Consider the following 24826-nt stretch of genomic DNA (forward strand, 5'->3'; position numbering starts at 1 on the left):
GCCTCGGCCCGCGCGCGCTTCTTCTTCGACGAGGCCATGCTCAGAAGATCATCGGGCGGTCGTCGTCGAGGGTCGTCTCGAGGTCGAGGTCGACCACCACCGGGACGTGGTCGCTCGGGGCGTCGCCCTTGCGCTCGTCGCGGTGGATCGAGGCGCCGGTGACGAGGTCGCCGAACGCGGGGGAGCCGAGCACGAAGTCGATCCTCAGCCCCTCGTTGCGCGGGAAGCGGAGCTGCTTGTAGTCCCAGTAGGTGTAGCCCTCGGGCACGAGCGGGCGGACGACGTCGCGCAGGCCCGCGTCCTCGAAGGCGGCGAAGGCGGCGCGCTCGGGGATCGAGACGTGCGTGGATCCGGGGCCGAGGCTCGGATCGCCCACGTCGCTGTCGAGCGGCGCGACGTTCCAGTCGCCGACCAGGGCGAGCGGCAGGTCGGGCTCGGCGGCCAGCCACTCGCGGGTGCTCGCCTCGAGGGCCGCGAGCCACTCGAGCTTGTAGAGGTAGTGCGGGTCGTCGACCGCGCGGCCGTTCGGGACGTAGAGGCTCCAGACGCGCACGCCGTCGACCGTCGCGCCGATCGCGCGGGCCTCGAGCGGGTAGGAGCCGTCGGCCGCCGCCTCCTTCGCGAAGCCGGGCATGCCCGGGAAGCCGACCTGCACGTCCTCCATCGGCAGGCGCGAGGCGATGCCGACGCCGTTCCACTGGCTGAGCCCGACCATCTCGGCGTGGTACCCGGCGTCGGCGAAGGCCTCGTGCGGGAACTGCTCGGGCTTGCACTTGAGCTCCTGCATGGCGAGGACGTCCACGTCCTCGCGCACGAGCCAGTCGACGACGCGGCCGGTGCGGGCCCGGATGGAGTTCACGTTCCAGGTGGCGATGCGCATCCTGGAAGTGTAGGAGCCGCCGCCGACACGTCTCCTGCGCGTCCTCCGCGCGTCCCGGCGGCCGCGGGCCGGGGGAGTCATCCCCTCGGCGGATTGCGGAACCGGTGTCGGTGGTCGATGGTTGTCTAGCGCCGTCCCGACCGGCCGTTCGTGTCGTCCGGACGCCGCCGCCGCCCGCGCCGTGCGGGCCCGACGGGCTCCCCGGCGCTCCGCGCTCCCCAGCCCGGTCCCCTCCCCTCCCGCTCCTGCTCCGCCCCTCCGGAGGACCCATGATCCTGCTCCGCCTCGCCGCCGCCTACGCGAAGCCCTACGCGCGGTGGGTGGCCGCCGTCGTCGTGCTGCAGCTCGTCGCGACGCTCGCCGCGCTCTACCTGCCGAGCCTCAACGCCGAGATCATCGACCAGGGCATCGGCCGCGGCGACACCGACTTCATCTGGGGCACCGGCATGACCATGCTCGGCGTCTGCGTCGTGCAGGTCGCCGCGGCGATCGGAGCCGTCTACTTCGGCGCCCGCACCGCGATGTCCGTCGGCCGCGACCTGCGCCGCGACGTCTACCGCCGCGTCGACTCGCTCAGCGGGCTCGAGGTCGGCGGCTTCGGCACGGCCACCCTGATCACCCGCGGCACGAACGACGTGCAGCAGGTGCAGATGCTCGTGCTGATGACCCTCAACTTCATGGTCTCCGCGCCGATCATGTGCGTCGGCGGCATCGTCTTCGCCCTGCGCGAGGACGCCGGCCTCTCCTGGCTGGTCTGGGTGTCGGTGCCGCTGCTGTTCGTCGTGGTCGGCTTCCTGGTGTTCCTGCTGCTGCCGCTGTTCCGCCTCATGCAGGACCGGATCGACGGGATCAACAGCGTGCTCCGCGAGCAGATCACGGGCATCCGCGTGGTGCGCGCCTTCGTGCGCGAGCCGTTCGAGTCCGAGCGGTACCGCAAGGCCAACGCGGCGATCACCGAGGTGTCGATCAAGGTCGGCAACATCTTCGTGCTGATGTTCCCCGCGATCATGATGATCCTGCACCTGGCCACCGCGGCCGTGCTGTGGTTCGGCGGGCAGCGGGTCGACGCCGGTCAGATGCAGGTGGGCTCGCTCACCGCGTTCCTGCAGTACCTCCTCCAGATCCTCACCGCCGTGATGATGGGCGTCTTCATGGTGATGATGATCCCGCGCGCGGTCGTCTGCGCCGAGCGGATCCAGCAGGTGCTCGACGCCCGCACCAGCCTCACCACGCCCCAGGGCGGAGTCCCGACGCCCGCGCGCGGCCGCGTCGAGTTCTCCGGGGTCGTCTTCGGCTACCCGGGGGCCGAGCGCCCCGTGCTCTCGGGCATCGACATCGTCGCGGAGCCGGGCCGCACCACGGCCGTCGTCGGCTCCACCGGCGCTGGCAAGACCACCCTGCTCGGCCTCGTGCCGCGCCTGTTCGACCCGCAGGAGGGCACCGTCACGATCGACGGCGTGCCCGTCTCCTCCCTCGACCGGGCGCAGCTCGCCGAGGTGATCGGGCTCGTGCCCCAGCGCCCCTACCTCTTCTCGGGGACGATCGCCTCGAACCTGCGCTTCGGCCGCCCCGACGCGACGGACGCCGAGCTGTGGGAAGCGCTGCGCATCGCCCAGGGCGAGGACTTCGTGCGGAGCAAGGAGCACGGGCTCGACGAGCCGGTCTCGCAGGGCGGCACCAACGTCTCCGGCGGGCAGCGCCAGCGGCTCTGCATCGCGCGGGCCCTCGTCGCGAAGCCGCGGGTCTACCTGTTCGACGACTCGTTCTCGGCGCTCGACGTCGCGACCGATGCGCGGCTGCGGGAGTCGCTGGCCGACGCCACCACCGACGCGACCGTGATCATCGTGGCCCAGCGGGTGTCGACCATCCGCCACGCCGACCAGATCGTCGTGCTCGACGCGGGCCGCGTCGTCGGCCGCGGCACGCACGACGAGCTCCTCGAGACGAACGCGACCTACCGCGAGATCGTCGAATCCCAGCTGAGCGTCGAAGGAGTGTCCTGAGATGGCGCGCACACGCGACACCACCGTCCCCGAGGAGACGACGTCCCCCGAGCCCGAGTTCGAGCCCGGCGAGGGTGACGGCGGCATGATCGGGGACGGGCCGCCCGCCCGCAAGGCGCAGAACTTCTGGCCCTCGGCCAAGCGCCTCTTCTCGCTGCTCGGCCCCGAGCGCGCTCGGATGGTCCTCGTGGTCGCCCTGGTCTCGCTGTCGGTCGTCCTCACCGTCATCGCGCCCAAGATCCTCGGGCAGGCGATGGACACGATCTTCAACGGCGTGATCGGCTCGCAGCTGCCCGCCGGCGTCCCGCTCGAGCAGATCATCGAGCAGCAGCGCGCCTCGGGCAACGGCACCTTCGCCGACATGCTGGCCAAGACCGACATCGTGCCCGGCGCGGGCATCGACTTCGTGGTCCTCGGCCGCCTGATCATCATCGTGCTGCTGATGTACGTCGTCGCGTCGGTGCTCATGTGGGCACAGGGCTACATCCTCAACGGCCTCGTGATGCGGGTGGTCTTCGGCCTCCGCCAGGACATCGAGGCGAAGCTCAACCGCCTCCCGCTGCGCTTCTTCGACACCCGGCAGCGCGGCGACGTGATGTCGCGCGTCACGAACGATGTCGACAACATCCAGACGGCGCTGCAGCAGGCCTTCTCGCAGCTGGTGCAGTCGGTGCTCACCATCATCGGCATCGCCGCGATGATGTTCATCGTCTCGTGGCAGCTCGCGCTGATCGCGCTGATCTCGATCCCGCTCTCGGGCGTGATCGCAGGCGTGATCGGCGCCCGCTCCCAGAAGCTCTTCGCCGCCCAGTGGAAGAACACGGGCGCGCTCAACGGCCACATCGAGGAGACCTTCTCCGGGCTCGAGATCGTCCGCGCCTTCGGCCGCGACCGCGAGATGCTCGAGGAGTTCGACCGCCGCAACGACAGCCTCTACACCGCCTCGTTCGGCGCCCAGTTCGTCTCGGGCATGATCATGCCCGCGATGACCTTCGTCTCCTACCTCTCCTACGTGCTCATCGCCGTGGTCGGCGGCCTGCGGGTCGCCTCCGGTCAGCTGACGCTCGGCGACGCGACCGCGTTCATCCAGTACTCCCGCGAGTTCACCCAGCCGGTGACCCAGCTGGCGAGCATGGCGAACATGCTGCAGTCCGGCGTCGCCTCGGCCGAGCGCACGTTCGAGCTGCTCGACGCCGAGGAGCAGGAGCCGGAGACGGCGACCGCGTCGCTCCCGCAGCGCACCGACGGCCACGTGGAGTTCGAGGGCGTCTCGTTCTCGTACGACCCGGAGCAGCCGCTGATCGAGGACCTGACCTTCTCGGCGCAGCCCGGGCAGACGGTCGCCATCGTCGGTCCGACCGGGGCGGGGAAGACCACGCTGGTCAACCTGGTCATGCGCTTCTACGAGCTCACCGGAGGGCGCATCCTGCTCGACGGCGTCGACATCACGAGCCTCGCGCGCGGCGATCTGCGCTCGCGCGTGGGCATGGTGCTGCAGGACGCGTGGCTCTTCCAGGGCACCATCCGCGAGAACATCCGCTACGGGCGCCTGGACGCGACCGACGAGGAGATCGTCGACGCGGCGAAGGCCACCATGGTCGACCGCTTCGTGCGCCAGCTGCCCGACGGCTACGACACGGTGCTGGACGCCGACGGCGGCAGCGTCTCGGCGGGCGAGCGGCAGCTGATCACGATCGCGCGCGCGTTCCTCGCGAACCCGTCGCTGCTGATCCTCGACGAGGCCACCTCCTCGGTCGACACCCGCACGGAGCTGCTCGTGCAGCACGCGATGAACGCGCTGCGCACCGACCGGACCTCGTTCGTCATCGCGCACCGGCTCTCCACGATCCGCGACGCCGACACCATCCTGGTGATGGAGTCGGGCCGGATCGTCGAGCAGGGCGCGCACGAGGCGCTCCTGAAGCAGCGCGGTGCCTACTACGAGCTCTACATGACGCAGTTCCGCGGAGGAGGCGACGAGGCGGGCGAGCACGCCGCAGCGGGCGCGCTCCCGAGCGGGGGAGGGGCCGCCCCGTAGAGTAGGCGCGTGACCGACGCACGCCAGCAGCTCATCGAGTACATCGGCTCCGATGCCGTCTTCCATGGGGACTTCACCCTCACGAGCGGCAAGAAGGCGTCGTACTACGTCGACCTGCGCCGCGTGAGCCTCGACCACCGCGTCGCGCCGCTGATCGGGCAGGTCATGCTCGACCTCATCGCGCCGATCGAGCGCGTCGACGCCGTCGGCGGCCTCACCATGGGAGCCGACCCGATCGCCGCCGCGATCCTCCACCAGGGCACCGCCCGCGGTCTCGCCTACGACGCGTTCGTCGTGCGCAAGGAGCCCAAGGACCACGGCCGCGGCAGGCAGGTCGAGGGCCCCGACCTCGAGGGCAAGCGCGTCGTCGTCGTCGAGGACACGTCCACCACCGGCGGCTCGCCGCTGAAGGCGATCGAGGCCCTGCTGAAGGTCGGCGCCGAGATCGCAGGAGTCGCCGTCGTCGTCGACCGCGCGACCGGGGCCCGCGAGATCATCGAGGACGCAGGCTACCCGTACTTCGCCGCGATCGGTCTGGCCGACCTCGGCCTGAGCTGATGGTCGACGAGGGGGGACGCGGCGGGGGCCCGGGAGGCGGCGAGCACCCGGAGCCGGAGCGCCGCGGGTCCGAGGGCCGCGAGCCCGAGCTTGCCGGATCGGAGACCTCCGAGCCGGAGCGTGCCGAGCCGGAGCGACCCGAGCCGGAGCGACCCGTCGGCAGCAGCGAGTGGCTGCTCCAGCAGCTCAGCGGCGGCCGCCTGAAGAGCATCTTCGACTCGCCCCGCCCCGTCCCTCCCGTGGAGGAGTCGCGCGCGGAGCGGACGTCCGGTCCTGCTGAGCCCGCAGCCGACGAGGCCCACGCGTCAGCGGAGGAGCGGAGGGTTGCGAGCGAGTCGGCCTCCTCCGCCGATGCGGCCGGACCGTCGTCGAGCGACAGCGACTCCGACACTGCGCCGCGCCGTGCCCCTGCCGCTCCGGTCGGCCTGTGGCCGGGGGAGCCCGTGCTGAGCGCGACGCCCGCCGCCGAGGAGGCCGACGGCGACCTCCCGAAACCCGCGGACGACTCCGCTCGGGTGGAGGAGCAGGACGCCGACGCCGACCGCGGAACGGTCGTGGAGCCGGAGCGCTCCTCCGACCGCGACGGCGTCTCCGCCGAGGGACGGAGCTCTCCGGGCGACGACACGGGAGTCTCCGACACGGGAGCCCGCGCCATGGGAGTGCACGAGGCGGGTGCCCGCGAGGCGAGTGCCCGCGAGACGGGTGTCCGCGAGGCGGGTGCCGGTGGGACGACTGCCCGCGACACGAGTGCCTCCGACGCGGACGTGTCCGACGAGGACGCCTTCGACGCGTTCTTCGCTCCCCTCCTCGACGACGATGCCGACGGCTCCGGCTCCGGCTCCGACGCCTCCGCCGATGCCGGCCGCACCGAGGTGCATCGCCGCGGGGCGGACTCCGTGCGCCCGGTCCTGCCGCACACCGACCCTCCCGCCGACCTGCCGACCGCCCCCGCCGGACTGCGCAGCGCCCACCGGCCGGACGACGAGCCCGATGCCGGATCCTCGACCGACGTCGACCCGGCGGACCGCTCCGGCGCCCTCTACCCCGCTGACGGACGCCCGGTCGGCGCGACCCCGCCGACTCCGCGCGAGCCGACTCCGCCCGCCGTCTACGAGTGGCCCGACCCGCGCGGGGACTGGGACCAGCCGCCCGTGTGGGAGCAGGTCGTCGCTCCGCAGGACGAGCCCGACGAGGACGGCGGCGACGAGGAGCTGTGGCGCGAGACCGCCGGCGCCTACTCGTGGAACCTCGAGCCGGCCGCCGAGCCCGCCGACCGCGCCGAGCCCGCGCCCTTCCGCACCGCTCCCGCGGCCGCCCACGTCAACGCCGCTCCGCCGCGGAAGCGCCGCTCCGCCCGGTCCCGACCCGAGAGCCGCGAACGCGACTCGGCGACCGCCGCAGCGCCCGCGTGGCGCACGCTCAGCCGACGCCGGCTCCTGATCGGCCTGATCGCGGCGGGTGCGGTGATCCTCCTCGCCGGGCTCTTCGCGATCGGCATCGCCGTCGGGAGCGCCGGCGGCCGAGCAGAGCCGCAGGCCGTCCCGGTCGTCAGCGAGACGCCCACGGCGGAGCCGACCCCCTCGCCCACGCCGACCGCGACCCTCCCGACCGTCGGACCGCTGCCCGTCGGCACCTGGGCCTGGAGCGCGCTCCTCGGCGGCGAGTGCGTCGAGCCCTTCGACTCCGTCTGGGCGGAGGAGTTCACCGTCGTGGACTGCGCGGGGGCCCACTCCGCCCAGCTCGTCTCCACCGCGGAGCTGACCGACGCGGTGTTCCCCGGCCAGGACGCCCTGGCCGTCACCGTCTCCTCGCTCTGCCAGGCGCAGGGCGTCGTGGACGTCGCCGCGGCCGAGACCTACGGCGACGTGCAGGTCGCCGGTGCGTTCCCCGTCACCCAGGAGCAGTGGGACGCGGGCGAGCGCAGCTACTACTGCTTCGTCGACCGGGCGGGCGGCGGCGAGCTGACCGGCTCCCTCGCCGGCACCCCCGCGGCCTGACGCGCGCCGTCGCTCGGGCCTCGGAGGACGCCGTTGGGCTCCGGCCCGGTGCACCCGGCCGAGCCGCGGAGCGCCCAGTAGGATCGCTCGTCGTGCAGGAGAACGAGGCGACCCCCGCGACCGGACCCACCGCCTCCGTGGAGCTCACCACGAACGGCGTCGGCCCCTGGCAGGGGGAGCGGCCCGAGGACGACCGCCTCGACCCGGAGCTGCTGGAGCGCGGCGACGCGCGCAACGTGGTCGACCGCTTCCGCTACTGGCGGATGGACGCGATCGTCGCGGAGCTCGACCGCACGCGGCACCCGTTCCACGTCGCGATCGAGAACTGGCAGCACGACATGAACATCGGCTCGATCGTCCGCAGCGCCAACGCGTTCGGCGCGGAAGGCGTCCACATCGTCGGCCGGCGGCGCTGGAACAAGCGCGGCGCGATGGTCACCGACCGCTACCAGCACGTCCAGCACCACGAGACGGTGGCCGACCTCGTGCAGTGGGCCGCGGAGGCGGACGTGCCCCTCCTCGCCGTCGACAACGTCCCCGGCTGCGTTCCGCTCGAGACCTACCGGCTCCCCGAGCGCTGCCTCCTGCTGTTCGGGCAGGAGGGACCCGGCCTCTCGGAGGAGGCGATCGCCGCCTCGGAGGCCGTGCTCGAGATCACGCAGTTCGGCTCGACCCGGTCGATCAACGCCTCGGCGGCGGCAGCCGTCGCGATGCACGCCTGGGTGCTGCAGCACGTCCGCTTCTGACCCCCGCGAGCCGCGGTGCCGTGTCAGGAACCGGCGCCCGACCCGCTGCCGGGCCGCCGGGACTCAGGCCGCCGAATCCGGCGGGAACTCCGACTCCAGCGGCTCCGACGACAGGAGCTCGTGCACCCCGCTCAGCACCTCGTCCGGGCGGAACGGATAGCGCTCGATCTCGGCCTCGTCGCTGATCCCCGTCAGCACCAGCACGGTGTGCAGGCCCGCCTCGATGCCCGCGACGATGTCGGTGTCCATCCGGTCGCCGATCATCCCGGTGTTCTCGCTGTGCGCGCCGATCTTGTTCATCGCCGAGCGGAACATCATGGGGTTCGGCTTGCCGACGACGTACGGATCCTTGCCCGTCGCCTTCGTGATGAGCGCCGCGATCGCCCCCGTCGCCGGGAGCACGCCCTCGGCGCTCGGCCCCGTCGCATCGGGATTGGTGACGATGAAGCGCGCACCCGCGACGATCAGGCGGATCGCCTTCGTGATCGCCTCGAAGCTGTAATTGCGGGTCTCGCCCACGACCACGTAGTCCGGCGCCGTCTCCGTCATGATGAAGCCCGCCTCGTGCAGCGCGGTGGTGATCCCCGCCTCGCCGATCACGAACGCGCTCCCGCCCGGCTTCTGCGACGCGCAGAAGTCCGCCGTCGCCAGAGCGCTCGTCCAGATCCGCTCCTCCGGCACGTGCAGCCCCGACCCGCGCAGCCGCGCCGCCAGATCCCGCGGCGTGAAGATCGAGTTGTTCGTCAGCACCAGGAACGGGGTGCCCGAATCGGTCCACTCCTGGATCAGCTCGGGCGCGCCGGGGAGCGCCTTGTTCTCGTGCACCAGCACGCCGTCCATGTCCGTGAGCCAGGCCTCGACTTCACTGCGGTTCGTCGCCATGGGTCGATGCTATCGGCGGCACCCCCGCGCACGACGGCGACGACCGGCGAACCGCCCGGCTCCCTCCGCTGACGCCCCTGTGGAGGGACGACCGTCGTGCGCCGGACGGCCGGACCCCGGACCCGCACAGCCCCGAGCGGGATAGCCTGGGAGGCATGAGTGGCGAGAACCTGCTGGGCCCCGAACCGACCCTCCTCCCCGACGAGCCCGCGGTCACCGCGGCCCTCGCGAAGCACGCGAACCCGGGAGCCGTCGAATTCGCCGCCCTCGCCGCCGCCCACCCGCGCTCCCCGCTGGCCTGGGCACTGCTCGCCGACAGCGTCTGGGGCATCGACGCGGCCCTCCCCTCCTACGCCTACGCCCGCGTCGGCTACCACCGCGGCCTCGACCTCCTCCGCGGAGCCGGCTGGCGCGGCCAGGGCCCCATCCCCTGGCGCCACGGACCCAACCGCGGATTCCTGCTCTCCCTCTACGCCCTCCGCCGCGCCGCCGACTCCATCGGCGAGACCGAGGAGGTCACCCGCCTCACCCAGTTCCTCCAGCAGGCCGACCCGATCGCCATCGACGAGATCGAGCGCTATCACGAGGACGCGCTTCCCCCCACTGCCGCCATCGTCATCCTCGGCAACGACTAGGCGGCGCCGGGGACGCGGTCCCGGGGGCGTCGGGCTCGGAGGCCGACCCGGAGGGCTTGAGGCGGAGTCGCGATCCCGTCCACCCGCAGTCCTGCGCATCGTCTCCTGTCGGCGTGCCACCCGCCGGCGAGGATCCGGCGGAAGCCCGACCGCTCAGGTCCTCCTCGTCCCTTCCCCTGGGTAGTGTTCGCTCCTGTGACGCTCTTCTCGGACCTCCCCGTCCTTCCCGTCCTCAGGCGCGCACGCGAGCGCGATCGCCTCGCGTCCGCGGAGGCGGGCTGCTGGGCGTGACACGGTCGGCCGGGGAGGCTCCGGTGAGCCGGTGGCGCCTGCGGGTCGCCGGGACCACGGCGGTCCTCGCCTTTCTGCTCCTGCTCGTCTGCGCCGATCCCTTCGGATCGGACTCCTCGCGGCAGTTCGTCCGGATCGCCCGCTCCCATGATCCGACTGGTCTCGTCCACGCCCTGGGTGGAGAAGGGATCGCAGTCTGCGCTCTCGCCTCACCGGCTGCAGCGGCGGCAGCCGCGCTGGTGGCGGCGAGCAGCCGTCGACCCTTCGTCCCCGCACTCGGAGTGCTCGCGCTGCTCGAGGGGGCGTCGACCGTCGAGATGATCGTCACTCCGCCGTCGGTCGGTGGCGTGCTGTACGGCCTCCTCTCGGTTCTCGCGGGCACGGCGGTCGGGGCGCTGGTCGGCACGATCCTCCGACGAGTCGTCCCGAATCGATCCGCCGCACGCTCACTGCGGATCCTCTGGCGCACGTGGCTCGCCGTCCTCCTCGCCGTCGCACTGCTCGCCGCGGTGGCGGTGCCCCTCTTCGTCCGCCCCGTTCTCGATCCCGTGGGGGGAGCCGATGCGCTCGTGGTGCTGGGTCCTGCTACTGATCGCAGGGTCGGCCGTGCGCTCGCTCTGCTCGAGGAGCACCGGGATGTCACCCTCGTGCTCTCGACTCCGCGCCTGGAGAACGGTTCGTTCGCCCGAGCCGAATGCGATGCCGGCGAGGAGGTCAGAGTCGTCTGCTTCACTCCCTCCCCGTTCACTACGGGCGGTGAGATCTCCGAGCTGAACACGCTCTCCTCGGAGTACGACTGGACCTCGGTGGCACTGATGACCTCCACTCCGCATGTGACCCGGGTCCGCACGATCGCGTCTCGCTGCCTGCGCACACCGTTCTCGGTCGGCTCGGTCGACGAGCCGCGGCGGGTGAGCGAGTGGACTCTGGCGGTGGTCTATCAGGTGCTGGCGTTCGGCAAGCTGCTGATCCTGCAATCCTGTGAGAGCGGCCGCTCGTGAAGAAGGATCCGCCCCTTGGGCCCCCCTTCTAGGGGCGGAACCATGGATCCGCGTCGTCGTTCCAGGAAAACGACAGAGTCTCCTCTGCTTCCCTCCGCGGTCGGGGGGTGCGGCCGTCGACAGCCGATGGCGGGATGATCCGAGCATGAGGAGATGACGACGACTCTCGAAACAGGACCCGGATCCCGCCGCACGTTCCTCCGCTACGGAGGGGCCGCGGCCGCGGCCGCCGTCGTCGCCGCACCCGCCGCGGAAGCCGCGGACGAGACTATACCTGCGACCCGCGTCAACGGAATCCACAACTACCTCGAATTCGCCGGGACCACTGACGAGGACAAGCTCCGCGCCGCGATCGACTATTTCGTCGCCGCTCGCCAAGAGGTCACGTTGACGATCTCGAAGAGCTTCAAGATCACGCGCACCCTCGTGATCGACTCCTCGTACATCTCGCTCGAGTTCACCTGCGGTCCGCTGAATGCGACCGCCATCACCAGCGGTCCTGCTCTCACGGTGATCGGCAGTGCCACGTCCGGCTACCCCAACAACAGGGCGGCGATCACCGGACTCCGTCTGCTGGGGCCGGGAGCGTCCGCGACGGCCAGCACCGGAATCCTGTTCAACACCGACAGCACGACTGCCGCCACCACGCGCGGGCTCGGACTCTGGGGCCTGGAGATCTCGGGCTTCGGGACCGGCGTGTCCTTCGAGAACGATGCGTTCCTGATCAGCTTCTACAACTTCCACATCTTCCGCTGCAGGACGGCCGTTTCCATGCCCGCAGGCAGAGTCAACTACGGCGAGAACATCAAGTTCATCGGCGGTGGTATCGGCACCAGCACCCTCGGCGTCTACAACGCCAACCCGAACGGCGAGCTGCACTTCGTCTCGACGTCGATCGACTTCTGCGTGCAGGCCGTGAAGGTCGACGCGGGTCGGGTGATCCTGCACCAGCCGCATATCGAGATCAACGAGAGCGGCGCGAACTCCACGCTCTCGCAGTTCGTCACCGGGTCGAGTACAGCTGCGCAGATCTCGATCTCAGGCGGACACCTCTTCTTCCATCAGGTCCCGGTGGCCAACTACCTCTTCGAGACCACTGCAGGAGGGTGGGGCGGCGGAATCCAGGTCCATCAACTGTCGATGTTCAATACGCAGATGAAATCGGGATATCTCGCCGGTGGCACTGCGAAGGTCCGTATCAGCCAGCACGTCACCTCGGACGGGAACGGCAGCGGTTCGGGGCAGGGGTCGATTCTGCATTCGAAGGCGGCGAACAAGCTCGTCGACGGGAACTTCTCTCTCGCAGCGCCCGTCGACGCGTTCCTCAACGGCGCCGACGCGACGAGCCGCACCACCAGCCCGTCCATGACGCTGACCACCAGCGGCAACCAGCTGCTGATGACCCGAGTGGCCGGCGGTCCCGGTCCGGCGGTCTCCATCGACGTCCCCGTCACAGCGGGGCTGCTGTACGGCGTCGACTTCACCATCGCGGGATCCACGTCGACGGGCACGATGTACGTGTCCGAATCCTTCGTCGCCGTGACCGGCGTGTCCTCGTCGGGGATCCCGATCGTCGCTCGGAGCAGCGCTCGCCCGGTGTCGAATCTCGACCTCGCCGGCGCGAACGCGCAGGCTCCCTTCCGCAAGACCTATCAGCAGACGACCTGGAACCGGGTCGCTCCTGCGTGGGCGACGCACTTCCGGCTGCGGTTCACCTTCGGATCGGTGACAGCAGGAGTGACTCGCTTCTCGGAGATCGTCATCACCGAACTCTGACGGGGGCGGCGGGTGACGGACCTCGAGAAACCCGACTGGTAGCGTCAGACCATCCCTCGCCGGCCGAGGTCGTCCGCTCCGTCGCCGAAGCGGGCGTGTCGCGGTCCGATCACAGGCCGTGGTGCCCTCTCCCATGTCGTCTCGTGGTGCCCGGGGCGGTCCGCCGAAGAGACGAACGAAGGAGAAGCACGCGAATGATCCGGGCGCTCTTCTCCGTGAAGGACTTCTCCGGCTCGAGCAACCCCTACATCGAGCTGCTCGTCGGTTCGTTCCCGGCGTCGGTGGAACCGGTCGCGTTCACCTGGCGACGTGCCCTTCTCGGGCGCTACGACGTCTTCCACGTGCACTGGCCGGAGTACCTCTTCCGTGCCCCGCGCGGTCCGCGCCGCTGGCTGAAGTCCGCCCTCGCCTTCGGGCTCATCGCCCGGCTGCTCGCGTCGGGGACGCCGGTCGTCGTGACGATGCACAACCTCCGACCGCACGAATCGGGCAGTGCCGTCGAGACTCTCCTCGCGCGCTGGCTGGACCGGCTCACGGACGTCCGCATCTATCTGAACGAGTCCGACGAGAACGACCTGGACCGGGGAGTCGTCGTCCTGCACGGCGCCTATCCGGAGTCGGCCTCTGTCCCGGGCCCCCGTGAAGCGGGTCGGCGCATCCTGTTCTTCGGGCAGATCCGGCCCTACAAGGGACTCGAGGAGCTGATCGCGGCCTTCAGCGCACTCACCGACGGCGAACTCGTCATCGCCGGCGCGGCCGCTGTCCCCGAGTACGCCGACGAGGTGCGCAGAGCGGTCGGAGCCGACGGTCGCGTCCACCTGCGGCTCGGCCACATCGACGACGCCGAGCTGGACGAGCTCCTGGCAGGCGCGGACCTCGTCACCCTGCCGTACAAGTACCTCTACAACTCCGGAGCCGCGCTGCTCGCCCTCGGCGCGCGGAAGACGATCCTGGTCCCGGCGACCGGATCGACGCGGGCCCTCGCCGCGGAGGTCGGGAGCGGCTGGGTGGAGCTGTTCGACGGCCTCGTGTCGCCGGCGGCGTTGGAGGCGGGCCTCGAGCGAGCGCGCCGGCACGGAGAGAGGGAGCGACCCGACCTGTCCAAGCGCGAGCGTTCCCTCGTGGGAGCGCTGCACGGCGCCGTGTACGAGGCGCTCGTCGCTGCAGGCCGAGGTCGAGGACGAGGCGGGAAGGGGAGGAGAGCGGCGACGCTCGCTCGCCTCCGCGCAGACCCCCGCTTCCTCCGGCATTCCGAGCTGAATCGATGAACGAGCCGCAGGGAGTCGAATGAGGCGTTCAGCGCCGAGCCGCCGTTCACGGACCAGGACTACTTCGAGGGGACAGGACGGACCGGGTCGGAGTACACCCTCTTCGATGATCTCGACTCCGCCGTGGCTCACGCGACGCGGATCCGGCTGCACTCCTAGACGCCCGCTGGCTGCGTGGGATCCGGCGCCCCTGCTGGACGCCTTCCCGATCGACCGCTGGCGGCGCTGAGGACGGGCCGTCAGCGCCGCACTCGGCGCGGTGCCGCCAGCACCGCGTCGAGCAGCTGTGCGAGGTCGGCGGCGCGACGGTGCCAGCCGTACTGCTCCGCGTAGACCGAGCCCTCCCGGTTGGGTCCCGACGCCGCAGCCTCCAGCGCGGACCGCAGCCCGTTCTCTGCGCCCGCAGGGTCGTCGTAGAGCCAGACGCCGGGGGCGGAGCGGGCTCGCAGTGCAGGGGAGGCGGACGAGACGATCCTGAGGCCGGCGGCGAGGTACTCGAAGTACTTCATCGGGCTGCGACCCGCGTTGCCCGGGTCGTCCGAGAGCGGGAGCAGCCCGACGCGGGCGCTCTTCAGCAGCGCGGGCGCCCGGGAGTAGGGCACGGCGCCGAGCAGCTCCACGTTCGCGGGCAGCGTCTCCACGTTCTTCGGGAGCGGACCGGCGAGTCGGAAGGGGACGTCAGGGAACGCCGAGGCGAGCATCCGGACTCCTCCCCAGTCGAAGCGGCGGTCGAGCGCCCCGAGGTAGACGACTCCCGCACGCTCGGCACCGAGACCGTGGAACCGCTCGTACTCGACTCCGTTCTCGAGGACCAGCGTGCGCTCCGGCGCGGCCACTCCCTCGGAGACCGCGCGCAGCACCGGCTCCGACGTGGCGACGAGAGCGTCCGCCCGCTCGAGGAGCTCGATCTCCGCCGCCCGCATCCCCGGTTCGAAATGAGCGTCCGTGGGCCGGTAGACGACACGCTTCGGCTGCAGGAGCTCGAGGAGCGGCACGCCCATCAGGGGCTGGTCGACGATGAGGACATCAGGACGCATCGCCCCACTGGGCGCCCGCCAGGGCCGCAGCGGCACCAGCAGAGACGGCGTCCGCATCCGCGCCGGGAGCGATCCCAGTGGGGCGACGGTGAGCGGTTCGGCGTGCACGACGCCCGCCGCGTCCGTGCGTGGACCTCGCAGCGCAAGACCGAAGCGGGCCCGCACGGTGGCGTCCCGCAGGCGCCCCGCGTGCAGGAGCGAGGACGGCGTCGAGACGTGCGTCACCGTGTTCCCGAGGCGCGAGAGCTCGCGAGCCAGGTGGTGGCTCCCCACTCGGAAGACCCCGACCTCGGCGGTGTGGCTCGCGAAGACGATCTTCACGGGCGCCCGACCGGTCCGGAGGCGTCGACGAGGAGGTCGACGAGTCGTCCTCGCTGCATCCGCAGCGCCGACACGGAGTCTCCGACGCGCCTCCAGTAGTCGGACGGGTCCTCCCGCAGCTCAGCGATCTGGTCGCGGATGAGCGAGAGATCGGCGTCGAAGGCGTTGTGCACGAACCGGTCGATCCCGAGGTCGTCGTAGGCACCCCAGCCCTTCCGCTCGTAGCTCAGATGGACACTCGGAACGCCGCTGCGGATGGTCTGGATGCTGCCGTGCAGCCGGACCGAGACCACGACCGCCGGCCGATCCGCGACTCCGCTGCCGACCGCGTCGCGGAGCAGGCGGAATGGCCCTTCGTGGCCGAGCCGCTCGTAGAACTGCGGATCGTTGTTGCCGCGAGCGGTGGCTTGAGCGAGCAGCTCCGACTCCGGATCGCGCGCGAGGGCGTCGATCCGCGACTCGTAGGCGGCACGTCGCGACCGGCTCGAGGACAGCGCGCGGGCGACGATCCCGACGGGCCCGGGAGCTCCGGCCCGCACGACGGTCCTCGGATCGAACTCGTCGGGGAGGCCCAGAAGGGCCATGTCGGGAGCGCGGTGCACGTTCGCGAGGCCGGACAGCTCCTCGACGGAGCGGTCGTCCCGAGCGAAGACCCCGACGGCGCGGGCCAGTCGCGCCGCGATCACACGGCGGGTCCCGAGATTGAGCGGCCCGATGCTCTGCGGAAGGTAGACGAACGGAACGCGGTCGCTGCGCCGGGGCATCTGGACGAAGTTGGTGCACATCATCTTGACGACTTCGACGGGATTCTTGGTGCGGAGGTAGCCGCCCCCCACGCCGACGACGAGGTCGGACCCGGCGATCGCCCGGGCGTAGCCGGCGCTCCGGCGGCCGGAGAGCAGCGCGACCCCACCGCGTCGCAGCGTCTCGAGGCTGCCGATGCTGCCGGCACGGCCGGTGAGGGGGTGCAGGACACTCTCGTAGAGCTCCTCGTCGAAGCTCGCGGGATCGAGGGCGACGAGCGTGATCTCCGCCGTCGGCAGGGCCGAGAGGACCAGCTCCCGCGCCTCCTCGACGAGCAGGCCGTCGCCGGAGTTGGTGGTGCTGTAGGCGTGGACGATCGTGACCCTCACCGCGCGGCCTCCTCGAAGACGCGAGCATGCGCTGCGATGGAGTCCGACCAGTGGAATCGTCGAGCGTTGATCAGACCCCGGCTCCGCAGGTCGTTGCGGAGGGACGGATCGGCGACGATCTCGCGCATGTGATCGGCGATCGCCGTCGCGCCGATGTCGGTGAGCGTCAGCGCCGCGCCGCCCGCCACCTCGGCGAGCGACCCGCGATCGCTGCAGATGACGGGAACGCCGCACGCCATGGCCTCGACGACCGGGAAGCCGAAGCCCTCGTAGGTGGAGGGGAAGCAGAAGGCGAGCGCTCCCCGGAGCAGCGGGACGAGCGCCTCATCCGGTACGCGGCCGAGGTAGCGCACGCCGCGGGTTCCGCGGACCGCCTCGAGGATCGCGTCGCTCTCCCACGCCGGAGCGCCGGACACCAGGAGCGGCACCCCCGTCTCGTCGAAGACCTTCGAGGCGGCTCGGCACAGCTCGATGATGTTCTTGCGGGGGTCGAGGTTGCCCGCGTAGAGGAAGTACGGGCCGTCGATCCCCAGCTCGTCGAGCGCGACGGAGTCCTGGTCGGTGGAGCGGGTGTTGAACGTGTCGTGGTCGATCCCGTGCGGGATGGTGACGATCTTCCCGGCGGCGTCGGGTGCGACAGTCGCGATGTCCCGGGCGGAGGAATCGGAGACCGTGATGATCGTGGTCGAGAGTGCTGCGAGACGCGCGACGCGCAGGCGCCACAACCGGTCGGAGCTCCGGCTGCGCACATCGTCCACGTGGAGTGTCGCCAGCCCGTGGATCGTGCCGACGATCGGGAGGCGGCTCGGAACCAGCGGCCCCGTGTCCGCGGGGAAGTGGAGGACGTCGATCCCGGAGGGGCGGAGCCTCGGCAGTACGAGTCCCTCATAGGCGCCGTAGACGGCGCTGCGGGCTCGGCCCCCCTCGATCGGAGGTCGGGACAGCACGTGCTGCACGCCGTGTCCGGCGAGCCCGCTGTAGACGGTGCGGGCGTAGCGGGTGTTGCCGCCGACCTGTCTGTCGAGGACACGGGCGGAGACGAGCACTGTCGTCATGGCTTCCTCCTCCGAGGGGCGGTCGGCAGCAGGCCGAGGTAGAGCCGCTCGAGCATCTGCGACTGGTGCTGCACGGTGTTCAGGGCGAGGGCGTGCTCGGCGGCGGCGACGAGACGGGAACGGGCCGCCGGGTCCTCCAGATCGCCCCAGTACGACGCCACATCGTGGGGGGAGTGCGCGACCAGGGGCAGGCCGAGGCGATCGAAGGCGGGGATGTCCCGCACGACGAGGGCCAGCCCCATGCCGTGCGCCTCCAGAACGGCCATCGGCATCCCCTCCCACTGCGCGCTGTGCAGGTACACGTCGGCATCGCCCAGTCGGCGGAGCGCCTCGTCGCGGCTGAGCCAGCCGGTGACGTGGACGCCGGCCTGGTCGAGGGCGGTGCGGTGACGCCCCTCGCCTCCGCCGATCCACGTCGCGTCGACGGAATGGCCGGCGGCGCGCACGGCCTCCACGGCCTCGGCGAAGAATCGGGGATCCTTGTGCGTCGAGAGCCGACCGGCGCCGACGAGGCGGAGAGGCCTCGGCCCGCCGGGGCGAGTGGCGGGCGGGAGCGAGGCGGGCACCGAGTTGGGGACGTGCACGACCTCCGCCCGGCTGAACGGCCACCGGCTCAGACGGGCCTCGCGAGCTGAGCAGGCGGCGAACACGGTGGTGTTGAAGGCGAGGACGCCCTCGAAGACCCGGAACGCCGCCCGGGCGGGCAGCGGGAGGTCTCGGCGCTCGAAGCCGTAGCAGTGCGGCGTGTAGACGATCGGACGTCGCCGGCCCGCCCGGACCGCGAGGCGCGCGTACGCTCCGCCGAAGCTGGAGTGCGCGTGCACGACAGCGCCCGGCATTCCGGCCAGAACCGTTCGCAGAGCGCGGACTCGGGCGACGTGCCCTGTCGGCAGCGCCGTCACGCCTGCGAACGACGCGAAGGCGCTCTCCGGTACCGGAGAGTCCTCCCGCGGTGAATACACGAGCCTGTGCTGGAAGGCGGGCGTGGCCGCTACGTAGTCGCTGATCGCCGACGCGGTACCTGCGCCGAAGCTCTCCGTCACGTGCACGATCGTGCGCTCGCCTTCGCGCCAGTCCTCAGCGAGTGTGGATCCGCTTGTCAACCGTTCGCGCCCTTCCGGCTTGGCCGAGCCGTGGAAGGCTCCGGTCCCTGTCGATGACCATCGGACAGGATCCCTCACCGACCACGCGGTCCGTCGGCATGACTCCGTGAGCGATCCTATGTGCTCCCGGCCGACGGTATGAGGTCGAAAGGGGACCACCTCCGGGGGACCGGGACCGTGGTTAGTCTGTAGTCCTACAGAGCTGAACGGAGCTGCTGCAGGAGACGATCGATGATCGATCACGTCGGAGATGAGGCGCGCGATGGCTCGAGGGGGCGCTGCGACCGCGACGACGCGAGAGGGCGCGGCGCGTCTGGATGTCGTCCAGCGGCTTCTGTTCCTCGCCATCGTCTTCATGCCGTTCCAGCAGGCGCTCACCATTCAGGTCGGCTCTCCGCTGAAGATCACCGAGATCGCCGTCATCCTGGCCATCGGCTTCTCCGTGATCACCGTCCAGAAGGACCGGTACACGCCGGTGGGACGGGAGATCGTGCTGGGGCTCGGTGCGCTGGTCGTTCTGGCGACGATCTGGGCATTCCTGTTCAAGCAACCCGAGGTTCCAGCCGCCTACGGCTATGACCTGGGCTTCACCAACGACATGATCCTCTACTGCGGATACGCTCTGCTGGCCCTCGCGGTCTGGTGGTACGTCGGCCACCGACTGGGATTCCAGGACATGGAGCGGGCTCTCTCGATCGCCGTCCGCCTCGCTTTCGTCTTCTGCGCGATCCAGCTGGCCCTCCACCTCGCCGGGGTCCCGCTGCCCGCTCTCCTCAACTCGACGATTCAGATGGGGGCGACCTTCGGCGTCAGCCTGCCGAGGAACGGCCCGTTCCTCGAGGGGAACTACCTCGGTTTCTTCGCCGGGATCGCGCTGTTCGCCTGCCTGCGCCGTCGCGACCGCATCGGAATCGCCGCCGCCGTCGCCTGCCTCGTCTACTCGCAGTCGACGTCGGCACTGATCGCGACCGTCTCTGCGGCGGTCCTCACGGCGACGCTCCGCCCCCAGCGGGGAGTGGGAGTGCAGATCTTCAGCGTCGGCGCGCTGGGCGCGGTGATCGTCCTGCTCGTTCCCGCCCTGCAGCGCTTCGTCCTCGCGCAGCTCTCGAAGCTCGGACTGGGCACAGGCGCCGTCGACGTCGGCACCCGCTCGCTGAACGTCCGATCCCAGTCGTCGAGCACGGGCTTCACCATGGCCGCGGACAATCCGCTGTTCGGAGTCGGACCCGGCCGGTTCGGCGTGTGGAGGACCGACTACTCCCAGGCGGTGGCGGGGCTCACCTCGAACGGCGCCTCTCGCGGTCTCGCGAACAACGTCTACGCCCAGCTCGCTGCCGAGACCGGAGTGATCGCCCTGGCCCTCTTCGCCGTCCTCCTCGTGATGCTGATCGTGCGGGGATATCGGCGCAACGGGACGGCACTGGGTCTGGGGGTCTTCCTCGCCGTCGCTCTGGCCTCCGCCCCCGCGTGGACCGCCTTGACCGTGTGGATCGCGCTGGCGTACGCCGCATCGCTCGCCTCCGAGTCGCTGCCGGCGACGACCTCGATCGCCCGGTCCGGCCTCGACTCGGAGCGACGGGCAGCGGCGGTGTCGCGATCCATGGCGGTGCGTCCGGCGCCGTCCACCGGTCGGCACCGGCAGTTGTCGGATCGACGGTGAGCTCCGCACCCGCGACGACCGAGCTCTCCCTCGATGATGCGGTACACCTCGCACACGCCCTCACCGCGCACCTCTCCTCCACGCACGGGCTCCGCGCCCTGTTCATCAAGGGGCCCACCGCCCATGCACAGGGCATCCGCACGAGACGCGTGTCCAGCGATGTCGACGTGCTCGTCCACCCGGCGGACGTCCAGCGCCTCGTCGACCTGCTGGCCGAGCGCGGATGGATCCCCCGGCCCGACCGCCCGGCCCCGCGCGCGTACCCGGTGCACTCCGTGACCCTGTTCCATCCGCAGTGGACCTGCGACATCGACGTGCACGACCGCTACCCCGGATTCTTCGCAGAGCCGGAGGAAGTCCTCGACGTGCTGTGGACGTCGCACCGGACCGTGACGATCGCGCACAGGAGGGTCGCTGTGCCCTCCCCGGTCGCGGGCGCGGTCGTCGTCGCGCTCCACGCGCTGAAGGATCCCCTCCTTGCCCGGAGCACGTCCGAGCTCGAGTCGGTCATCGGGTTCCTCAGGGGCGCGAGCGAATCGGACCGGGAGGCGCTGCTCCTGCTCGTCGAGAGCACCCGCAGCGCCTACCCCCTCCGCCCGGTGCTCCACGCCCTCGGGCTGGACGTGCCGGACGACCTGGCCGTGCACGAGCGCCGGTTGTGGGATCTGCGGGTGGCCGGAACGGGGCGGTCCAGCTATCACTGGGCGCTCGCCTTCGTCGAGGCCACAGGGAAGCGGCGCATCGTGCTGATCGTGTCCGCGCTGACGACCGTGATCGGTCTCACACGCCGGGCGCGCCGGAGGGCTGCGGAGACGGGGATGGTCCGCTTCGATCGGCCGTCGTTGTCAGATCTGCGGGCGTTCCTCGGGCTCGTGCGCTCGCTCGCCGCCGATCGTCGACGCCGTCGCCGAGAGAATGCGACCCACTCGTGACCACCGTCGATCCGGGAGCTCTGGATCACGCCGTGTGGGCGCGATCCGATCAGCTGGCCTTCGTCGAGGACGACGCGCAGGCGGTGCTGCTGAACCTGTTGTCGCCGTTTCCCGTGCCCCTCGTGCTGAAGGGCACGGCGCACGCGATCTGGAGAAGGCTCGAGCATCCGTCCACGACCGTCGAGATCCTCGCGGGGCTCGCCGACGAGTTCGGCGTCCCCCGAGAGGTCCTCGAGGAGGACGTGCTCAGTTTCCTCCTGGAGCTGAGCACAGCAGACGTGGTCCACAGGCTGCCCTCGCGCTGAAGGTGAGACATCGTGCAGCAGTGTGCGCCGTGCGGGGGGTGTGAACGGCGGTCGTGACGGCGGCCTTTCCTCCGTACTGTTCGGGAATGGGAGCATCATCGCGGGATCGAGGACGACGGGCGCTTCTGAGCCTGACGGCGGCAGCGGGCGCGGGCGCCGTGACGGCGGTGGCGACGGCCCCCCCGGCGACAGCGGCCAACGCCTTCCCGGACGCACGGCTGGACGGCTTCCGGGACTCGACCGAGTTCCCGGGAGCGACTGCTGAGCAGCGGCTCCGGGCCGCTCTCGACGCGGCTCACGCCCTCGCGACCGAGTCCTTCCTGGTCGTCTCCGAGCCCGTCGTGCTGACAGCACCCTTGACGATCGACCTCTCGCGTGTGTCGATGGAGTTCGCCGAAGGCGATGTCGATGCGACGGCGGTGTCGGGATCGGCGCTCGTCCTCACCGCCTCCGAGGCCTCCGATGATGCGCCGCACACGCGCGTGAGCCTGCGCGGACTGCGCCTCACGGGTCCCGGCCGAGCGGCTCCTGGATCCGTCGGCCTCGAGCTGTCCTCGGCGACAGGCGTCCGAGGCGCAGGACTGTACGGAGTGGAGATCATCGGATTCGAGACGGGTGTCCGGTTCGGTCCCGGCGCCGAGCATCTGCGCCTCTTCCACGTGGCCGTGGAGGAGTGCGGCACGGGCGTCCTGGTCGCCGGCACTGCCCCTGGGTCGAATCTCGCGATGGTCGGCGGTTCTGTGCGCTCGTGCACGACGGGACTGTCCTCCGCGTCGACCAGTGGCGAGCTGCACACGACGTCGCTGGCCATCAGCGGATGCGATCGCGCGGTCGAGGCTTCAGGGGGTGCCGTCACGCTGCACGCTGCGACCGTCCGCCTGACCCCGGCGAGCACGGTCAGCGCGTTCTCCACCGCTGCGACGACGACGGCCAGGATCAGCATCAACGGCGGCACGGTCTCCGCCGCCGCCCCGCTGGCGGCGGCCACAGTCTTCGAGACGGCTCACAGGAGCTGGGGAGGCGGGATCGTCGTGACGAGCACCTCCTTCCGCAACGTCGCTCCGGCATCGGGCTACCTCGTCGGAGGGACCGGACTCGTCCGGTTGGCGGACGTCTCGATCCTGGACGAGCCCTCCGTCGTGCCGACCTCGGTTCTCGTCCACCGCGCCGCGAACCGGCTCGTCGATGGAGCCTTCGATGTGGGCACGGTCGCGGACGCGTACCTGGACACTCCGGACGCCACCTCTCGGAGTGCGAGCCCGTCGGCCACGCTCGCCGTCGCGTCAGGGCGGCTCCTGGTCCGGAAGACAGGCACCGGACAGACGAGTCTCTCGTTCGATGTGCTCAGCAGACCCGGGCGGGTCTACGCCGCCGACCTCGTCATCGGACAGGCCGCTGCGAACGGGTCGATGATCGTCTCGGAGTCCTTCGTCACCGTCTCCGGTCGTGACGCCCGCGGCATCCCTGTCACCGTCCGCTCGGAGCCCGTCTCCTCGACGACGCAGTCGATGGCGGCGATGGCCGCGGCACTCCCGTTCCGGGTAAGACCCGCGACCGGCGTGGATCGCCAGGCGCCGTCCTGGGCGTCGCATTTCCGCGTGACCGTCGGCCTGAACGACCCCGCCGCGGGAACGGTCGGCATCGACGACGCGGTCGTCACCGAGATGTGAGGACCGGCCGCTCGCGCGGTGGCCCGATGCGTCAGTGGGCGCCGCCTCCGGGGGCGACGACGGCCTGCACGGTTCTCGCGAGCAGCGCGAGGTCCCCGGTGAACGACCAGTTCTCCACGTAGTAGAGATCCAGTCGGATGGCGTCCTCCCAGGAGAGCGTCGACCGCCCGCTGACCTGCCAGAGCCCGGTCATGCCCGGCTTGACGTTGAGGCGCCGGCGCGCGGCTTCGTCGTAGAGCTCGACTTCTCCCGCCACCTGCGGCCGCGGCCCGACGAGCGACATGTCGCCTCTCAGCACGTTGAAGAGCTGAGGGACCTCGTCGATCGAGTACTTGCGCATGAAGCGTCCGATCGGTGTGATGCGAGGGTCGTCAGTGATCTTGAACAGTGGTGTTCCGGACGTTCCCTGAGCGGCGAGCAGCTCGGCGAGCTGATCATGAGCGTTCACCACCATCGAGCGGAACTTGATCATGCCGAAGGGCTTGCCGTTGATGCCGATCCGCGTCTGGCGATAGAACAGGGGCCCCGAGCTCGTCAGCTTGACGGCCAGTGCGACCGAGGCGATGAGAGGCATCAGCACGGCGATGAGGCTCAGCGATCCGACGATGTCGAGGGCACGCTTGCGGGCCTGCTTGCTGCCCTCGAATCGAGGTGTCTCGATGTGCACGAGAGGAAGGCCCGCCACCGGGCGCATGTGGATCCTCGGTCCGCTGATGTCGGTGAGGCTCGGCGCCATGACCAGGTGCTGGCGCCTCGGCTCGAGACTCCAGCTCAACTGTCGGATCTGCTCGGGTGGCAGGTGGTCGCTGCTCGTGATGATGACGGTATCGGCGCCGGTCCGGTTCAGGATGCCCGGCACCGCATCCACCGTGATGTTCTCGAAGACAGGCACCCCCCACCCGCTCACCCGATCGCTGGCCAGATCCTCGGGGATGCACACGCCGACAACGAGATACCCGGCCCCGGTGGCGCGGACGAGCTCGCGGTAGATGTGCTCGACGCTCCGTGGCGAGCCGACGAGGACGACGGAGGAGGAGTACCGGCCCGCGCTCCGCTGCTGCCGCAGCCACACCCTCCAGGCTCCGCGTCCGAGCCAGAGCAGGACGAGGCCGAGCGGGAGCGCGGTGATGATGTACCCGCGGGCGAAGCCGATCTGGCCGAGGTAGGCGACGCACGTGATCACGGCGAACAGCAGGAGCGTCGCATCGAGGATGCGCTTGTACTCCGTCACCTCTCCGCCGAGGACACGGTCTTCGCGTGTGGCGTAGAACTTCAACAGGGCGGCCCACAGCACCACGATCATCGAGGAGACGATCCAGTAGTTCGCGAGCAGGCCCGCGATCTCCGGCTGATGGCCGGCCACGAACAATTCTCGGCTCTCCACTCCGAACCAGAAGAACTGACTGCTGAAGACCGAGAACACGATGACGAGGACATCGGTGATGACGAGTTTTCTGGCCACTGCTCGGGACCAGGAGCTCCGGCCCTTCTCGGAGGAAGAGCTCTTCGTGGAAGTGGGTGTTTGCAGTTTCACC

The 24826-nt window shown here is 70.6% G+C and carries 20 protein-coding genes; 13 read left to right on the plus strand and 7 right to left on the minus strand.

All coding sequences use genetic code 11. The annotated features are described in order from the left end of the window. Positions 1–40: 40 nt before the first annotated feature. Positions 41–880: an exodeoxyribonuclease III gene (locus tag C5C54_RS10980; RefSeq protein ID WP_104288345.1), complete on the minus strand. Its 840-nt coding sequence runs from the start codon at positions 878–880 to the stop codon at positions 41–43. Positions 881–1149: 269 nt separating this feature from the next. On the opposite strand from C5C54_RS10980, the gene C5C54_RS10985 reads away from it, so the two are divergent. From C5C54_RS10985 to C5C54_RS11005, 5 genes are all read left to right on the plus strand, one after another. After that, the gene (locus tag C5C54_RS10985; RefSeq protein WP_104288346.1) at positions 1150–2883 is read left to right on the plus strand and encodes an ABC transporter ATP-binding protein; all 1734 of its coding nucleotides are present in this window, start codon (positions 1150–1152) and stop codon (positions 2881–2883) included. A gap of 1 nt (position 2884) precedes the next feature. Continuing rightward, the gene (locus C5C54_RS10990) at positions 2885–4921 is read left to right on the plus strand and encodes an ABC transporter ATP-binding protein (RefSeq protein ID WP_104288347.1); all 2037 of its coding nucleotides are present in this window, start codon (positions 2885–2887) and stop codon (positions 4919–4921) included. Positions 4922–4930: 9 nt separating this feature from the next. Beyond that, positions 4931–5479, plus strand: a complete 549-nt coding sequence (pyrE, locus tag C5C54_RS10995; protein ID WP_104288348.1) for an orotate phosphoribosyltransferase — start codon at positions 4931–4933, stop codon at positions 5477–5479. Further along, complete coding sequence (locus tag C5C54_RS11000; protein ID WP_104288349.1) at positions 5479–7476, plus strand: hypothetical protein; 1998 nt, start codon at positions 5479–5481, stop codon at positions 7474–7476. The genes pyrE and C5C54_RS11000 overlap by 1 nt, the downstream gene beginning before the upstream one ends. 92 nt (positions 7477–7568) lie before the next feature. Continuing rightward, positions 7569–8222 carry a TrmH family RNA methyltransferase gene (locus C5C54_RS11005; protein WP_104225722.1) on the plus strand — a complete coding sequence of 218 codons (654 nt, stop codon included), beginning with the start codon at positions 7569–7571 and terminating at the stop codon, positions 8220–8222. 63 nt (positions 8223–8285) lie between these two features. Here C5C54_RS11005 and C5C54_RS11010 read toward each other — a convergent pair whose 3' ends face one another. Then, positions 8286–9104, minus strand: coding sequence for an HAD-IIA family hydrolase (locus C5C54_RS11010; protein ID WP_104288350.1), 819 nt, complete (start codon positions 9102–9104; stop codon positions 8286–8288). Positions 9105–9259: 155 nt separating this feature from the next. Between C5C54_RS11010 and C5C54_RS11015 the strand changes: the two genes are divergently transcribed. From C5C54_RS11015 to C5C54_RS11030, 4 genes are all read left to right on the plus strand, one after another. After that, positions 9260–9739, plus strand: a complete 480-nt coding sequence (locus tag C5C54_RS11015; protein WP_104266611.1) for a DUF3151 domain-containing protein — start codon at positions 9260–9262, stop codon at positions 9737–9739. Between the two features lie 314 nt (positions 9740–10053). Beyond that, complete coding sequence (locus C5C54_RS11020; protein WP_104222799.1) at positions 10054–11031, plus strand: ElyC/SanA/YdcF family protein; 978 nt, start codon at positions 10054–10056, stop codon at positions 11029–11031. A gap of 153 nt (positions 11032–11184) precedes the next feature. Continuing rightward, positions 11185–12807 carry a twin-arginine translocation signal domain-containing protein gene (locus tag C5C54_RS11025; protein ID WP_104222798.1) on the plus strand — a complete coding sequence of 541 codons (1623 nt, stop codon included), beginning with the start codon at positions 11185–11187 and terminating at the stop codon, positions 12805–12807. A 194-nt stretch (positions 12808–13001) separates the two neighbouring features. Next, positions 13002–14075 carry a glycosyltransferase gene (locus C5C54_RS11030; protein ID WP_104262617.1) on the plus strand — a complete coding sequence of 358 codons (1074 nt, stop codon included), beginning with the start codon at positions 13002–13004 and terminating at the stop codon, positions 14073–14075. 239 nt (positions 14076–14314) lie between these two features. Here the strand turns inward: C5C54_RS11030 and C5C54_RS11035 are convergent, their stop codons facing one another. From C5C54_RS11035 to C5C54_RS11050, 4 genes are read right to left on the minus strand one after another with little or no spacing between them, the layout of a single operon-like run. Next, positions 14315–15433 carry a glycosyltransferase gene (locus C5C54_RS11035; protein ID WP_104288351.1) on the minus strand — a complete coding sequence of 373 codons (1119 nt, stop codon included), beginning with the start codon at positions 15431–15433 and terminating at the stop codon, positions 14315–14317. After that, positions 15430–16566, minus strand: coding sequence for a polysaccharide pyruvyl transferase family protein (locus C5C54_RS11040; protein ID WP_181027183.1), 1137 nt, complete (start codon positions 16564–16566; stop codon positions 15430–15432). The genes C5C54_RS11035 and C5C54_RS11040 overlap by 4 nt, the downstream gene beginning before the upstream one ends. Beyond that, positions 16563–17621 (minus strand): glycosyltransferase family 1 protein, encoded by a 1059-nt coding sequence (locus C5C54_RS11045; protein ID WP_104225715.1) that lies wholly within the window; start codon positions 17619–17621, stop codon positions 16563–16565. Before C5C54_RS11045 ends, C5C54_RS11040 begins: the two co-directional genes overlap by 4 nt. Next, complete coding sequence (locus C5C54_RS11050) at positions 17618–19105, minus strand: glycosyltransferase family 4 protein (protein WP_104260968.1); 1488 nt, start codon at positions 19103–19105, stop codon at positions 17618–17620. Before C5C54_RS11050 ends, C5C54_RS11045 begins: the two co-directional genes overlap by 4 nt. Between C5C54_RS11050 and C5C54_RS11055 the strand changes: the two genes are divergently transcribed. The 4 genes from C5C54_RS11055 (at position 18987) to C5C54_RS11070 (ending at position 23291) form a co-directional block, all read left to right on the plus strand. Continuing rightward, positions 18987–20384, plus strand: coding sequence for an O-antigen ligase (locus tag C5C54_RS11055; protein ID WP_181127877.1), 1398 nt, complete (start codon positions 18987–18989; stop codon positions 20382–20384). The genes C5C54_RS11050 and C5C54_RS11055 overlap by 119 nt on opposite strands. Next, positions 20381–21316 (plus strand): nucleotidyltransferase family protein, encoded by a 936-nt coding sequence (locus tag C5C54_RS17955; protein ID WP_181027180.1) that lies wholly within the window; start codon positions 20381–20383, stop codon positions 21314–21316. The genes C5C54_RS11055 and C5C54_RS17955 overlap by 4 nt, the downstream gene beginning before the upstream one ends. After that, the gene (locus C5C54_RS17960; RefSeq protein ID WP_181027179.1) at positions 21313–21621 is read left to right on the plus strand and encodes a PqqD family protein; all 309 of its coding nucleotides are present in this window, start codon (positions 21313–21315) and stop codon (positions 21619–21621) included. Before C5C54_RS17955 ends, C5C54_RS17960 begins: the two co-directional genes overlap by 4 nt. Positions 21622–21788: 167 nt before the next feature. Then, complete coding sequence (locus C5C54_RS11070; protein WP_146078821.1) at positions 21789–23291, plus strand: hypothetical protein; 1503 nt, start codon at positions 21789–21791, stop codon at positions 23289–23291. A gap of 31 nt (positions 23292–23322) precedes the next feature. On the opposite strand, the gene C5C54_RS11075 is transcribed toward C5C54_RS11070, so the two are convergent. Further along, positions 23323–24753 (minus strand): sugar transferase, encoded by a 1431-nt coding sequence (locus C5C54_RS11075; protein ID WP_258063295.1) that lies wholly within the window; start codon positions 24751–24753, stop codon positions 23323–23325. Positions 24754–24826 lie beyond the last annotated feature (73 nt).

This window comes from Rathayibacter sp. AY1F2 (assembly GCF_002930885.1).
Lineage (GTDB): Bacteria > Actinomycetota > Actinomycetes > Actinomycetales > Microbacteriaceae > Rathayibacter.